16 protein-coding genes are annotated in these 12,898 nt (G+C 45.6%); all 16 read right to left on the reverse strand.

Annotated features, from left to right (window positions below; translation table 11 throughout):
- Positions 1–224: 224 nt before the first annotated feature.
- On the reverse strand, positions 225–2,828 hold the full coding sequence (locus tag HMPREF1548_RS18800) for an AAA family ATPase (RefSeq protein ID WP_021638039.1): 2,604 nt from the start codon (positions 2,826–2,828) through the stop codon (positions 225–227).
- 68 nt (positions 2,829–2,896) lie between these two features.
- The gene (locus tag HMPREF1548_RS18805) at positions 2,897–4,018 is read right to left on the reverse strand and encodes an exonuclease SbcCD subunit D (protein ID WP_021638040.1); all 1,122 of its coding nucleotides are present in this window, start codon (positions 4,016–4,018) and stop codon (positions 2,897–2,899) included.
- 91 nt (positions 4,019–4,109) lie between these two features.
- A complete protein-coding gene (locus HMPREF1548_RS18810) occupies positions 4,110–4,892 on the reverse strand; it encodes a PHP-associated domain-containing protein (RefSeq protein WP_051358437.1) in 783 nt (260 codons plus the stop codon).
- Between the two features lie 61 nt (positions 4,893–4,953).
- Positions 4,954–5,820 (reverse strand): riboflavin biosynthesis intermediates N-glycosidase, encoded by an 867-nt coding sequence (gene ybiA, locus HMPREF1548_RS18815; RefSeq protein ID WP_035322955.1) that lies wholly within the window; start codon positions 5,818–5,820, stop codon positions 4,954–4,956.
- A 313-nt stretch (positions 5,821–6,133) separates the two neighbouring features.
- Positions 6,134–6,508: a lipoprotein gene (locus HMPREF1548_RS18820; protein WP_021638043.1), complete on the reverse strand. Its 375-nt coding sequence runs from the start codon at positions 6,506–6,508 to the stop codon at positions 6,134–6,136.
- 103 nt (positions 6,509–6,611) lie between these two features.
- Positions 6,612–6,962, reverse strand: coding sequence for an SdpI family protein (locus tag HMPREF1548_RS18825; protein ID WP_035322918.1), 351 nt, complete (start codon positions 6,960–6,962; stop codon positions 6,612–6,614).
- Positions 6,963–7,320: 358 nt separating this feature from the next.
- Positions 7,321–8,058, reverse strand: a complete 738-nt coding sequence (locus HMPREF1548_RS18830; protein WP_021638046.1) for a TraX family protein — start codon at positions 8,056–8,058, stop codon at positions 7,321–7,323.
- A gap of 6 nt (positions 8,059–8,064) precedes the next feature.
- Positions 8,065–8,604: a GNAT family N-acetyltransferase gene (locus HMPREF1548_RS18835; RefSeq protein ID WP_021638047.1), complete on the reverse strand. Its 540-nt coding sequence runs from the start codon at positions 8,602–8,604 to the stop codon at positions 8,065–8,067.
- Between the two features lie 98 nt (positions 8,605–8,702).
- Complete coding sequence (locus HMPREF1548_RS18840; protein WP_021638048.1) at positions 8,703–9,278, reverse strand: hypothetical protein; 576 nt, start codon at positions 9,276–9,278, stop codon at positions 8,703–8,705.
- A gap of 162 nt (positions 9,279–9,440) precedes the next feature.
- The gene (locus tag HMPREF1548_RS18845; protein ID WP_021638049.1) at positions 9,441–9,971 is read right to left on the reverse strand and encodes a cysteine hydrolase family protein; all 531 of its coding nucleotides are present in this window, start codon (positions 9,969–9,971) and stop codon (positions 9,441–9,443) included.
- A gap of 153 nt (positions 9,972–10,124) precedes the next feature.
- Positions 10,125–10,421, reverse strand: coding sequence for a DUF2695 domain-containing protein (locus HMPREF1548_RS18850; protein ID WP_021638050.1), 297 nt, complete (start codon positions 10,419–10,421; stop codon positions 10,125–10,127).
- A 65-nt stretch (positions 10,422–10,486) separates the two neighbouring features.
- Positions 10,487–10,861, reverse strand: a complete 375-nt coding sequence (locus tag HMPREF1548_RS18855) for an SMI1/KNR4 family protein (RefSeq protein WP_021638051.1) — start codon at positions 10,859–10,861, stop codon at positions 10,487–10,489.
- Between the two features lie 196 nt (positions 10,862–11,057).
- The gene (locus HMPREF1548_RS18860; protein WP_021638052.1) at positions 11,058–11,444 is read right to left on the reverse strand and encodes a hypothetical protein; all 387 of its coding nucleotides are present in this window, start codon (positions 11,442–11,444) and stop codon (positions 11,058–11,060) included.
- A gap of 145 nt (positions 11,445–11,589) precedes the next feature.
- Positions 11,590–11,796 (reverse strand): hypothetical protein, encoded by a 207-nt coding sequence (locus HMPREF1548_RS18865; RefSeq protein ID WP_021638054.1) that lies wholly within the window; start codon positions 11,794–11,796, stop codon positions 11,590–11,592.
- A 43-nt stretch (positions 11,797–11,839) separates the two neighbouring features.
- Positions 11,840–12,214 (reverse strand): DUF7668 domain-containing protein, encoded by a 375-nt coding sequence (locus tag HMPREF1548_RS18870; protein ID WP_021638055.1) that lies wholly within the window; start codon positions 12,212–12,214, stop codon positions 11,840–11,842.
- Between the two features lie 315 nt (positions 12,215–12,529).
- Positions 12,530–12,868 carry a hypothetical protein gene (locus HMPREF1548_RS18875; protein WP_021638057.1) on the reverse strand — a complete coding sequence of 113 codons (339 nt, stop codon included), beginning with the start codon at positions 12,866–12,868 and terminating at the stop codon, positions 12,530–12,532.
- Positions 12,869–12,898 lie beyond the last annotated feature (30 nt).

The following is a 12,898-nucleotide window of genomic DNA, read 5'->3' on the forward strand; positions in this document are numbered from 1 at the left end:
GGCAGCTGTCTGAGGAGCCTGCGACGAGTTCCTGCCGTATCAGGGTTGTAAAAACTTCCTTCGGTTACTTTTAGAAACAGCCCAAAACTGAATAGTATCGATGAATCCCCCTCCCCGCCGCCCTCTGCCCCAAGGTCCCATACACCAGGACAGGCCCCCCGCACCGCCGGTAACAGACAGCCCCGCCGCACAGTCCATTGGCTCCGGACATCACCGCCTCCCCCTCAGGAATGAATCCGGCTGCCGGTGTTTTTCTTTTCTATGAAAATCTGGCTGCTTATTCTTTCCTGCAGTTCAGGCACATGGGAAATAATCCCTATCATCCTGTCGCTCTCCACCAGTCCCATCAGCGCGCTGCAGGCCTGATCCAGGGACTCGGAGTCCAGCGCGCCGAAGCCCTCGTCGATGAACAGGGCTTCCACCCGGATTCCCCCGCTCTCCGCCTGGATGACATCGCTCATGCCCAGCGCAAGGGAAAGGGAGGCCTTGAAGCTTTCCCCGCCGGAAAGGGTTTTCACGGAACGGTATTTGCCGGTGTAATAATCCATAACCCGGATTTCCAGGCTGTCCTTGCTTCGTCCGTCGCCCGCCTCCTCCACTCTGGACAGCTCGTACCTGCCTCCCGTCATCCGGCGCAGCCGCAGGTTGGCGGCTTCCAGGATATCCTCAAAATAGCCGGAAAGCACATACTGCTCAAATACCAGCTTGCGGGCATTGTTCCCTGAAGCCATATTGTCCAGATCGCGGATGATGCCATAGGCCTTTTCCCGCTTCTCCATATCGTCCTTTTTCGCCTTCAGGAGCCGCAGGGTACGGGCGGCGTCTGAGGCGGCAATACTGTAGTCCGTGCGCAGACGCTCTCCTTTTCTTTTTTCTTCCCTGAGTTCGTCCCGTTTTAGGGCTAAAGGCGCGGTATCCGTCTCTTCCTTTCCCTTCAGCTCCTCTTCCATATGGGCGCAAAGCTCCGTCAGAGAAGCGGCCTCCATCCGGTAACGGGAGATGCTCTCAGACAGACGCCTTCTTGCTTCTTCCTCAAGAACTGCTTCCAGATAGGCCTCTTCCCCGGAAAATCCGCCGTTTTCCAAAGCAGCCTGCCATTTGCCGCGGGCTTCCCGGCATTCCTTTTCCAAAGCCGCCTTATCCGCGGCCAGCCGCTCCAGATTCTGCCTGCGCACTGTCTGCGCGGTTACCAGGCCTGCATAGCGCTCCGCCTGCTCCTGCACCTGCGCCCGGCTGTGCTGTCCGGCAAAATCCGCCAATGTTTCAGGAAATGCTTCTATCTCACTGTGCAGACGTTTTTCCTCCTCCGCAAGCTGCCGGTTCTGCTCCTCCTGGGCTTCCAGCTCCGCCCGGGCCGCCGCCGCCAGGCCATGTAGCAGGGTCAGCCTGGCGCTGCTTTCCTCATAAGCCTCCTGCAGCCGGTTCAGCTGCTCCTCGTCGGGCACGTCCTCCTCAGCGTGCGCTACCTTCGGATGTTCCAGGGAACCGCAGACAGGACAGGGCTTTCCCTCCTCCACCAACCGGGCCGCAAGCCCGATTACAGCCCTGCGGTACCGGTTCTGCGCCTCGGTCAGAGCCTGCTGTTTCTCCCCTGCCTCCTTTTCCTGGGCAAGGTAATCCGACTGCTGCCTAAGAAGCTTATCCTCCAGCTGTTTCTTACGCTTCTCTCCTGCATCCTGCCGGGCCTTCTGCTCCGCCTGCGCCTGTATGATATCGTAAAACGCAAGCAGCCGTTCCCTGTTTTCATAAAATTCCCTGCAGGACACAAGCCCGGCCTCATCCCTGACGATAGCCTCCTGCTCCGCCTGCTGCTGCCTGGAAAGCGCCGCAACCTGCTTTTCCAGGGAGTTTACCAGCTGGTATTCCGCGCGGATTTCCGCCGCATGCTCCGCACGCTTCAGCCGCTCCTCCTCCTGCTTCATTTCCTCTGCCTTTTCCTTCAGCCTCTCCAGCTTTTCCCGCGTCTCCTGCAGCCTGGCAAAGGATTTTCGGACGCTCTCCGCCTGTTCCATCTGCTTTTCCAGCTCCACAAGCTCCCCATCCACCTTCTCTGCCTGCTTCCCGGCTGCCTTCTCCGCCTCCCGGTACTGTTTTTCCAGCTGTCCGAGCCTTTCCATCAGCAACTCATAAGAATAACCGCCGCCTTCAGTGAGTTCCTTCCAGATCTCATCCTCCGTGGAAAACTGGCGCACATCCTCATCCATCCGGTGACGGTACTCCATCACTTCCTTATACAGGTTATTGGCGTCCTCCCGCAGTCTTGCCGCAAAACGATCATAGAGCGCCGTATCAAAAATCTCCCGGAAAATCCGCGTTTTTTCATTGGGAGAGGCCGTGAGCAGCCGGGCGAATTCGCCCTGGGCGATCATGGAAATCTGCTTGAACTGCCTGTAATCCAGCCGCAGTATTTCCTGGATTTTCCTGGTCACCTCGCTGCTGCCCTCCACAGCGGTCCCGTCCGGCAGTGTGAGCACCGCTTTTTCCCGCTCCTTCGTCATGGCGGCTTTGCCGTTTTTCCGCTTCTTCGGCCGCAAGTATTCCGGGTTCCGGTAAATCCGGTAAACCTCTCCGTTATGCTGCATCACAAGCTCCGCGAAGGTGGGCGTGTCATCCTCCGCAAAGTCGCTGCGCACACTGTTTTTTTCCCGGATTTCCCCGCTCATGTTTCCGTAAAGCGCATAGGTTATGCCGTCAAAAACCGTTGTTTTTCCCGCTCCGGTCTGTCCGGTAATGAGAAAAATGCCGTTTTCCGACAGCTTTGTAAAGTCCACGGTCTGGCTGTCCCGAAAAGGACCCCAGCCGCACAGCGTCAGCGTAATTGGTTTCATTCCTATCCCTCCTGCATATCACAGGCCCGCCTGCAATACTGCATCATCCAGCAGCTTAAAAATTCCTTTCAAACCTGCTCCACCCTCTTCACCGTTTCTTCCGTCACCTGTTTCCTCGCTTCATCCATCTCACTGCCGCGCACCAGGCTGTAAAAATCAGCAAAAAGCTCCGCCGTACTCTTCCTGCGGATGGCATGCCGCTGCATCGCCGACAGCCGAATTTCCTGCTCCCTTTTGGAAAGCACGATCTGACAGATATTGGGGTATACGCTGCGCAGCGTCCCGATGGGATCAATCAGCTCCTCTTCGTTGGTGAGTACGGCCTGAATATAATCCTCCGCCTGCGCGCCCTCCGCGCCCCCCTGCTCCATCAGTTCCTCCAGGCTTCCCCTGATTTTACGGAGCCTGTGAAGGGGAACAAGGGGTCTTTTTTTCACCGAAACCTGTCCCTTTTCCAGAAGCTCCACCACATTGATGCTCTTTTCATGCCCGCATTCCGAAAAGCTGTAGGCCAGCGGCGCTCCCGCATACCACACATTTCCCGGCCCCATCTGCTGCGGCTTGTGAATATGCCCCAGGGCCACATAATCAAAGGGGGCAAAGCAGCGTCCGTCCACGTTGTCAATGCCTCCCACATGAATGGTTGTTTCCGCGTCGGAAAGCTCCGGCTCCCGCTCCTGCCAGGTTACAAAAAAATGGGTGATCAGCACATTTCTTTCCCGCTCATCCAGCTCTTTTGGCAAAAGAGAGGCCACCGCTTCCTCCGTCGTCCTGCAGCCGGCCGCTGCTGGGCGCACAAAGGGCATCAGGTAAAAATTCACCGGGCCGTATTCATCCGTAAGCGTCACCTGCTTCAACGGAGAACGGCTGGCCCCTGCAATATAAAGTCCCTGCTTTTCCAGAATTGCCTCGCCGAAGCCAAGACGCTCCGGCGAATCATGGTTACCCGCGATTACCAGCACCGGAATGCCCTCTGCAAGCAGCTGCGTCAGAAATTCATCCAGCAGCTTCACCGCCTCCGCCGGAGGCACCGCCCTGTCGTAAACATCCCCGGCAATCAGAAAGGCATCCGCCTTTTCCTCTCTGGCCGCTTCCAGCAACTGGTCCAGGATATAACGCTGATCCGGAAGCTGTGAAAAGTCATTCATGCTTTTCCCGATATGAAGATCCCCTGTATGAATCAGTTTCATCTGATTTCTCCTTCCTTTGCCAGCAGGGCAGAGAAGCACAAAGGCATAAGCCCGCCTCCGCTGCCTGTGCAGCGCGTATCTTAACCACGCATCAGGCTCCGGCCTGCACCAGCAGCCGGCCATCCTTCGCATACCAGCGGACGCCGTCCGTAATCACGTAATCCTCGCCGCCGCGCAGTGCTTTTATGAAATCCTGTCCATCAGCCAGCTTCCTTGGAAACGCTGTCCCTCCTCCGAAAATCGTAGTGGAATGGACATCCGATCCGCCCGTCACAGGAAGCCCGTGTTCCTTTGCATAAGCCCTGGCCTGTCCGTCCCAAACCGTGCTTTTATGGGATAAGCTCAGCGGACTGGTATGGGTTGCGTTCAGCCCCTCCACACCGTCCACAAACTCAGGGAACAGCCGTACCTCCGGGATATAAGCCTCCTCCCGGAACGGATGTGCATGAACCACCATGCCGCCCCCTTCCTTTACCAGGCGGTACTGCTCCTTTACATCCGCTTCCTTTATTTCAGGATGCGCCGCCAGCCATTCCGGCGTCAGCCCGTAAACCAGGAATTCCGTCCCGCAAAAGCCGGCCTCCCAGCCGAAGAAAACATCAAGGCCAAGCCTTTCCCCTTCTGCCCTTGCCTCCCGGTAGCCCTTTGCGAATTCCGCCGTCCACTCCTCCCAGGGAAGCGACCTGTCCACCGCCGTATTGCCTCCCCAATTGTGATCCGTCACAAAAATCCCGGTATAGCCCGCCGCCTTACAGGCCCGCGCCATCTGTGCCCCTTCCGCTTTCCCGCAGGCGCTTCCCTGCGAAGTGTGAAGGTGTGTCTCATATAAATAAGGATATGCTTCCCTTATCGTTTCCGTTGTCCATTCTGTCATGACTCTTCCTCCTGTAAAACCTGATGTCCGTTTATCCAACCATTTTTCCTTCTGGCCTGCGCTATCGCTCCACGGCGCTCCAATCACACAGAGCTTCATGTTGTGTAACCCTGCGCAGCTCATCCCGCACTTCCATCAGTGCAAAGCCCAGAAGGTTTTCTCCCCGCCATTTTAACGGGTCCCTGGCCTCCGATGAAGCTGCCGGGAGACGAATCCCCCAGATACCATCAAAAGGACTGGCCTCTGCCAGCACGCTGTCCCCGGTGGAAAGCAGGAAATCGCGCAGCGCCCGGTTTTGACTGAATTTGCACCAGTTGCCGTTCAAAACAATGGAATATTTTGCCCTGTCCCACAGGATCTGATCGAAATTCCGTACCTTCCTCCCCAGCGCCTTAATCCGCTTCGGATCCCGGCTGTCCAAAATCTGTGCGCGAATCTCCCCATCACCAAACAGCTCCGCTTTCGCCGCCATCATGAATTGCTCCATGCAGCAGTAGGTATCCACAACTGACCAGAAGTCCGCCAGCCACCACTGGCTGAAGCAGCTTTGGGTGATATCTCCATTTTCTGTGGGCTGATGTCCCCAAAACAGACAGAAATCATGCTTTATCCCTTCACTGCTTTCCTTTTGAAGCTGAGACAGTGTATATTTGGGCGTCCCTTTGGCTCTCCACAGGGGTATCCAAAACTCACCATGCTCCAATACTTCACCTGTATCCTCGTCCTGCCACCAGCCCTTCCAGGTGATCGGTTCCGGGAACAAAGCCTGATACTCCATCCGTTCCTTCGAAGAAAGGTCTTCCAGCCAAGAGAAAAAACGGTCTATATAATCTTCCCCATAGCCCATTCGCCAGCCAATAGAGTACCGCTCAATTTCCGGATAGGCCAGCCAGGGCGGAGGCATCAGTTTTTTATCTTTTAAGTACATGTACATCATCCTTTCATGTGCCTGAACACTTTCTATTTTATTTTTTCCTGTAAAACTCAATAAGCTCTCCCACATGCTCAGAAAAAATATTTGTACAATAGTATCCTGTTATCATCTTTTCACCTTTTCAGAATCAACTATTCTTTTGCCAGGAAGCCAACTTTTGTACAGTAACCTACGCACAGACCAGCCTGGCTATACGATTCACTGATTCCTCTGTCAGCAGGAAGAAACTTTCATCATTCTATACCCCGGAAATTATACGTTGCCTGTGTTCACGATAAAGTGGCGCAAAAACCAATGTAAATCCGTTTTATTCTTTCAAACTCCATCTAACATAGGCCCATTGTCTTTTCGTATTATCAACATTTTCATCATCTACAGGAGTTCCACATTCCTGATAGACATAAAAATCATAAAGTTTTTCTCTATGCTTATCAAAATAATACTCCGTTCCGTTAATATAAGCATATTTTATTTGTTCCTCTGTAAGTTTACCGCCGTACTCATAACCATCTGGCAGTTCATTAGCGATTGAGGCAATATCTGCAAAATACTCATTGCCATTTATTACAATAACAGGGGCGCTGTCATAAGTTTTTTCATCTTCGTCTGGTTGGCTTATACTACAGGCTGCTGCTGAGAATATCAGGCATAAAATCATCAGTGTACTAATGATTCTTTTCATAGTTAACCTCCGTGTATTTCAATTTTTTGTTCTCCTGACGTTCAAATATCAATATATTACCTCCCAGCAATTCAATTTTTTCTCCCCAATAAGCTGCAAGTTATCACTCTGTAAACTTTCTCTCTATTTCTGCATCTGTTTTATAAAATCCAAAAAGCAAAAATCCCACTCCCACACAAATACCAACAATCAGGGCAGCACTAATTGAGATGTGCAGCCCCAAAAACACTACACTTAAAATTATCTCGATTACTCCCAATATCTTCCCGAGAGAGATGTAGTTATATGGTACTATATTCTGTGCATAGTCCCAGTGCTCCTGGGATTTTCGTGAAGCGGGTGTGTTATACCCATTATGCGACTTCATATCCATTACAGGATGTTTTTTCAATATCCATCCAACCAAAATCATTACAAATGGTATTATTAAATTTAATAACAATAAGGAATACATCGTTTTTCTCCACAAATGCTGGTTTGTCCCGTTTTTGCCGTCCAGTCTTCCATACCGGTCTGATTAAATTCTGAGCCAGCAGCGTTTGGCAATGCTGCAAACTCAACTATCACTATCTCGTTTCCGTCAATATCTTTTAATCGAACCTCATATAATTTCCTGTTTTGAACATTGTTTCTTTCCTTCAAATTAGAAGTTATTGGTAGAATACCATTTCGACTTTCTCCTCGTCCTGCCCACCTGTAAAGGAGAATCCTGCACATAGCCAAAGCCTTGATAAGCCTTGTCAGTCATCATGTGCCAAACTTCTGATTGGATACTTCAACAAACCGCTTGATTAATTCCAATCTATGTATTCTTATAACAAGAAAAACCGAATACTCCACAAAACCAATAAATGTACCGGATAATAAAAATAAAACAACCATTTGTTGAAGAATACATATTTTTCAGACTTTTTTCCATTATAGAATACCTGGATTACAATTCCCGCCAAAATCCAGGAAATTATCGCATAAAAACCATGTAATAAGGCATATCCTGACAAAAATGGATAAGGTGCGTCAACAGGCGCATATCCCGGCACGTTCAATACAAAGAAAACAGCACACATTATTATCCACGCCTGTATTTGTTTTTTTCTATTCCCCCTGCTGAATTTGAATAAGATTGTGGCTATGGGAAGAATCAGGGCACAATCGCAGAGTGTTGATAAAAAAATCAACCCTAAAACAGATAGTATCTTCTGAATTTTATTTAGTCTGCTGTCTAATAGTAATAATATACAGAAACAAATCAGGAAAGTAAAAATAACATTCAACTGAAAGTAACCCATGGCTAACAAATAAGGTATCTCTGAAATTAAAGCGAAAAGAAACAAACGCTTTGCATAATCTCTTTTTGAATGTGTATAGAAATAGCCTTCCACCAGAAAATAGCACATGGTAATTGAAGTAAAATACCCCATATCTTCAAACACTTCATATACTACTGTCCCAGGTGTCATAAGGATATGTGCAATGTGGTTGAACGTCATCAAAACGATTGCCAGATATTTTATTTGGTCTCTATTTAAGATTTTATAATTCTTTTCCATGATAGCTTACCTGCCTTTATATGAAAATTCATTAGGCTGCCTGCGGACAGAATACAGAAAATGAAGCATATCACCATTATAATACCGGGTGATGAATTCATCTTCCCTGCTCATACCAATGCTTTCAGCTACTTTAATCGATGCAAAATTATCTGCTTTAATTATTGAATACACCTTATCCCTGTTCAAATGTTGAAAAGCGTATTCCTTACATCCGCAGGCAGCTTCTTTTGCATATCCATAGTGCCAAAATCTTTCTTTCAATAAATAGCCAATTTCAAGTACTTCTGTATTCTTATATGGCTGTACCGTAAGTCCTGCCTGCCCTATTATTTCATTGGTATCTTTTAATACGGCTGCCCACAAACCAAATCCGTATTTCCTATACCTGTCTGCTTGCCTGTCAAGCCATTCCTGAACATCACTTTCAGAAAAATCATGTTCATAGGCATACATAACTTTTGGATCCTGCAAAATCTCGGCTAAATCATGAAAATCAGCCTGCCCCATTTCTCTCAAAATCAGGCGTTCTGTTTCTAATATCATTATATTCCCCACTTAAAATTCTAAACTATGCCCGCAGCTGCTATCAAGTTTCAGCCGGCTCCTGGTTTATAATCCCGTAAACCGGGAAAAGCGGCTGTTCATTCGACTTTGATATCATACTCCGGCGGAGATTTTATATCAATCGTACAAAATCTGTATTTTTCCTTATGCCCGTAAGCTCCGGGACATATGTAGCAACCGCCTGCAATTTTAACGGCCTGCTTTCTGAAGATTCTTTTCAGTTCATCATACAGCTGTTTAACCGCAGTATTATCATAATACATCGTCGAAATTTCTGTCGGGAAAATAGCGCAGTCTTTGTATATCCCATTAAGATCAATACAAATAAAGGCTGAATTCCCTGCATCTAAAGCGCTGTATCTTTTTATCTCCTGTCCATCAGCGTCCTTGTATTGGTACATCCGCCACAGGCATTCCGCGGACTTGAAAAAAACAAGTATATGCCTGTTTCCCTGGTGGGAACCATGAAAATTAATACCCAGATTTTCAATATCCATGATGTTATTATAAGAAATTTCCCCCGCGTCAGAGTAGGCCGGTACGTAATATATTTCCCATTTGCCTTGAAGCTCCTCAAATACGTTCTGTAAATCTTTTTTTTCTGCAAAAGCCCGAAAACGTCTTATTTTCATATTGATTTTTCCAGCCCCCATAGCCTGATACGCCTTACAGCAAATTATGAACCTTTTAGCCACTTTTCACTATCCGGGAAAATAACAACTCCATACTGGTCCAAAAAACAAGCTCTCAAGTACACCTCTCCCACAGAGGTAAACAAACTCTAATCAGCCCGACTCACCGGGATTTGTACCAATCTATTTATTTCCTAACATTTCCAAAGCGTCTTTCATAGTGATACATCTGGCATATCTATCAGGCCACATAAAATTGTTATAATATTTATAAGCCGCCTCTTTTGAGAAATACTTATTATCAAATGTTGAATTTGTGTACTCCGGAACAATCATATCAAAGCCATGTTCAAAACCACTTTTAATTGTCGCATCAATACAAAAATCAGTTTGCAATCCGACTATCAGAATTTGCTTTTCTTCTCTTTCCTGTAAATATGCAAGAAGCCCCGTTGATACATGAAATGAACTGTTCACAGTCTTACAAAAAATTTTCTCATTTACTTTTGGCTTGAATTCCCCATATATTTCATATGCTTCATCACCTTTTGTAAATCCGGTTCCCGGACCATCATCATGCTGGACATATATGATTTCAACTCCATTTTGTCTTGCTGTTTCAATCAATAGCTTAATATTACGTTTTACCTTTTCAAATTCATATAGTCTATTATCAGTAATTCCATTTTGCGTATCCACAACTAATAAAACCATTTATTTTCTCCATCAAACTCAAATTTTTGCAGTACATTCCGGAATTAAGATTTTTTTTGCAAATCTACCAACGATTTCCGTAACATGACGGTCTTGGGCTGCAAACCCGATAATCTCTTTCATAGCTTCTGTTGTATATCCTTTTGCCCAATATCAACATGTTTCAATATCATATTTTTCATAGCAGTTTAGCAACACTTCACAATCACAATATCCACCCATTTCATGGATTTCTGCTATTACACTTTCTATTTTTTCTGGTGGCAAATTATTTTCAAGCCACTGTTCAGTAAAATGTAAGGTATTATCACAGGCGGTTTTCAATAGTTGTGCTTCCAAATAACGAAAAAGGCTCCGTACCTTTGTTTTACTGAGAATATATTTTTTGTTTTGAGCTGCTTTCCATTTTTTCAGTAATGCTTTTTTCTCTTCTTTTGACAGTTCTGACATGGTATAGTACTCCTTTGCACCAAAATCAATCAGACGGATTTAATCTGTCTATTAAACTGGAACTGTTATTTCCAGAAATTATTTATTTTATCTGGAAGCAAATTTATATCATCTCCCAAAACAGTTACATCATCTTCATCCATTATAGCCGGAACATTAAAATAAACTCCATCACTGTCAATTCCATAAAGTTCTCCATTACCGTTTGAACCTATTATAATATGATCAGGCAAAAAATCCTCAATACAATAATCATCATTAATTTCCTGCAAATCTTCCAAAGTGAAAAATTCAAGCCATGTTTCACCAATATCACCTTGACCACCATTATGCTTTTTCATAAATTCCAAATATTGTTTTGGCAAAACAACATTGTTTATTTGCTTAATCTCATTCCCAATATAAGGTTCATTAAAAACAAAGTTTCCCCATTTATCCATATTTAGGTTCTCCGCTATAATATCAAATCTCTCTCTTGCGTCTCATCTGCCAGAAGACAACTTCTATTGTTTAATCAGGAAATGCTATAAATGAATCCAATTCGTCCTATGGTGCATCTTTGTGTAAAATCTCATATATTTCTGTACACAAACTGCCATAATAATTTTTCATCATTTCTTCCATTTTAAGCTTCGCTCACTTAATATACGCTGTAATTTGAATCGTTCCATTATCGGAAGTCATTTGGAGATATCCCCAGTCAAACAAAAGTGAGCCGTTGTCATCCGTACCTGTGGAAGTCGTTTGATAATGCTCCAACAGTGCGGTATAGTCCGCGTCCGTTGTGTCCTCAAAGGTCACAGTTAAAATAGAATCGTAATCTTTATTATCTTTTATCCCGGAAGAATAATAGGTGTTACCCAATGTGCCAACCGTCATTTCCAAAACATCCGGAATATCTGCATCATCCACCCCCGGAAAAGTGCCGTCCGTTTTTTCATTTCCGGCATTGCAGGCGGTAAAGCTAAGTATTGCACAAAATAAAAGCAGAGTGGCCATGACCTTTTTTCTAACAGACTTCATAAAAATTCTCCTGTTCCCATATTATATTTTGTCGTCCGGCATTCGGACATTTCGCTGTTTTTCCAGTTCAAAAAATATGCCTGTCCGCTTATTCTTCAAGCCCTGGGGAATATTTCACACCAGATAAAAATATCTGCTGAAAAATTCATTCAACCTTTTTAAAAATAACTGTCTTCTCTTTCATGGATATTTTCCCTACCTGATAACCATATTCCGTAAGTTCTTTTTTATAATTCAGGAAAGAGTGATCAAGTGGTATTCCCACAATATCCTGTATTTCTTCAAAAGTCAGCTTAAATGACTGACTGCCTTTTTTCTGTACATACTCCCATAAAGAATCGTATTTACTCATGATTCATTTTCCTTTCTTCTACCAACAATTGTTACATAAAGTATCAAAGGGTGTGTAGATCTTCAAGTATAACTCTATATCCGTCCCCCTCTTTCAAAAATTCTACTTGAATTGTTAAATCATTCCCTACACCGTTTGTTGTCAGGTCATAATCCAGATAAAAACCTCCGCCATCGCTAAAAGGCGCCAAACACTCCTCCTGATACCTGTTTGTTACCAGAACCGGATTGTCCACTTTCAGTACAGGGCGGGTCTCATCTAAGTATCTGAGCGCTAAGATCAGGTCCTGCTCTGATAAGCGGCTGCTATCAAACTGCGCTAAAAAAGAAGAATAATTTTCCGCAGATAATATTCCCAATGCGTGTTCTATAAAAGCAATAAAACTTTCCTGTTCCTTTCCTTTCTCAGCGTATACCATCGCCTGTCCCTCCTTATCACATTTTAAGTAGTAATTCTTCCACTTACGGGCACACCTTCAGCCCATTTCCTACAAAGGAAACCATATCTTCATGGCATTCCGTAATAAGCCATTCATATTTTACACAAACATCATAGCACAAAAAGTCATTATGTTTTGCCGGAATGATCTTAAATTCAGTATCCCTGTATCCTCGTTTATAATATATTTTTTTCGCAGGCAGCGAAGCGTCCAGTACAATCTCTGATTTGTTGAATACACTTCATCCCCCACAGATAAAAACGCAGGGTCAGGATTATTCCATTTTCCCCGAAATCATTTCAGTTCTACAATGACAGACCCCTTCATTGCATCCGCATCCTTCAGTAAACTGCTGTACAGGCTTTTCGATACAGCTTCAAAGCTCAGGCTTTTATCATCTGTCAACACGACAAAGCAGCTGTCTTTCTCAGCATTAGGCATTCTCCCGTTTAACTCCAGCCTGTACTTGTATATGGTATCATCACATTTCCATGTGCCATCCTTCATTTCATAATATGTCTTCATTACTCCGCTGTCTTCGGATTGTTCATAGGTATTAACAATCTCATTTTCTCCGCAGCCGACAAACAACATCAGGCAAACGGCCAATATTGCAAATATTTTTTTATTCATTTCATCCTCTCTTTCCTGCGCTTAATGCCT

Source organism: Clostridium sp. KLE 1755 (genome assembly GCF_000466465.2).
In the GTDB taxonomy this organism is placed as follows: domain Bacteria; phylum Bacillota; class Clostridia; order Lachnospirales; family Lachnospiraceae; genus Eisenbergiella; species Eisenbergiella porci.

Excerpts from the sequence above, each read along its gene's own strand:
- HMPREF1548_RS18800 (WP_021638039.1), bottom strand. The coding sequence starts at position 2,828 with ATGAAACCAATTACGCTGACGCTGTGCGGCTGGGGTCCTTTTCGGGAC.
- HMPREF1548_RS18805 (WP_021638040.1), bottom strand. The coding sequence starts at position 4,018 with ATGAAACTGATTCATACAGGGGATCTTCATATCGGGAAAAGCATGAAT.
- HMPREF1548_RS18810 (WP_051358437.1), bottom strand. The coding sequence starts at position 4,892 with ATGACAGAATGGACAACGGAAACGATAAGGGAAGCATATCCTTATTTA.
- ybiA (WP_035322955.1), bottom strand. The coding sequence starts at position 5,820 with ATGTACTTAAAAGATAAAAAACTGATGCCTCCGCCCTGGCTGGCCTAT.
- HMPREF1548_RS18820 (WP_021638043.1), bottom strand. The coding sequence starts at position 6,508 with ATGAAAAGAATCATTAGTACACTGATGATTTTATGCCTGATATTCTCA.
- HMPREF1548_RS18825 (WP_035322918.1), bottom strand. The coding sequence starts at position 6,962 with ATGTATTCCTTATTGTTATTAAATTTAATAATACCATTTGTAATGATT.
- HMPREF1548_RS18830 (WP_021638046.1), bottom strand. The coding sequence starts at position 8,058 with ATGGAAAAGAATTATAAAATCTTAAATAGAGACCAAATAAAATATCTG.
- HMPREF1548_RS18835 (WP_021638047.1), bottom strand. The coding sequence starts at position 8,604 with ATGATATTAGAAACAGAACGCCTGATTTTGAGAGAAATGGGGCAGGCT.
- HMPREF1548_RS18840 (WP_021638048.1), bottom strand. The coding sequence starts at position 9,278 with ATGGGGGCTGGAAAAATCAATATGAAAATAAGACGTTTTCGGGCTTTT.
- HMPREF1548_RS18845 (WP_021638049.1), bottom strand. The coding sequence starts at position 9,971 with ATGGTTTTATTAGTTGTGGATACGCAAAATGGAATTACTGATAATAGA.
- HMPREF1548_RS18850 (WP_021638050.1), bottom strand. The coding sequence starts at position 10,421 with ATGTCAGAACTGTCAAAAGAAGAGAAAAAAGCATTACTGAAAAAATGG.
- HMPREF1548_RS18855 (WP_021638051.1), bottom strand. The coding sequence starts at position 10,861 with ATGGATAAATGGGGAAACTTTGTTTTTAATGAACCTTATATTGGGAAT.
- HMPREF1548_RS18860 (WP_021638052.1), bottom strand. The coding sequence starts at position 11,444 with ATGAAGTCTGTTAGAAAAAAGGTCATGGCCACTCTGCTTTTATTTTGT.
- HMPREF1548_RS18865 (WP_021638054.1), bottom strand. The coding sequence starts at position 11,796 with ATGAGTAAATACGATTCTTTATGGGAGTATGTACAGAAAAAAGGCAGT.
- HMPREF1548_RS18870 (WP_021638055.1), bottom strand. The coding sequence starts at position 12,214 with ATGGTATACGCTGAGAAAGGAAAGGAACAGGAAAGTTTTATTGCTTTT.
- HMPREF1548_RS18875 (WP_021638057.1), bottom strand. The coding sequence starts at position 12,868 with ATGAATAAAAAAATATTTGCAATATTGGCCGTTTGCCTGATGTTGTTT.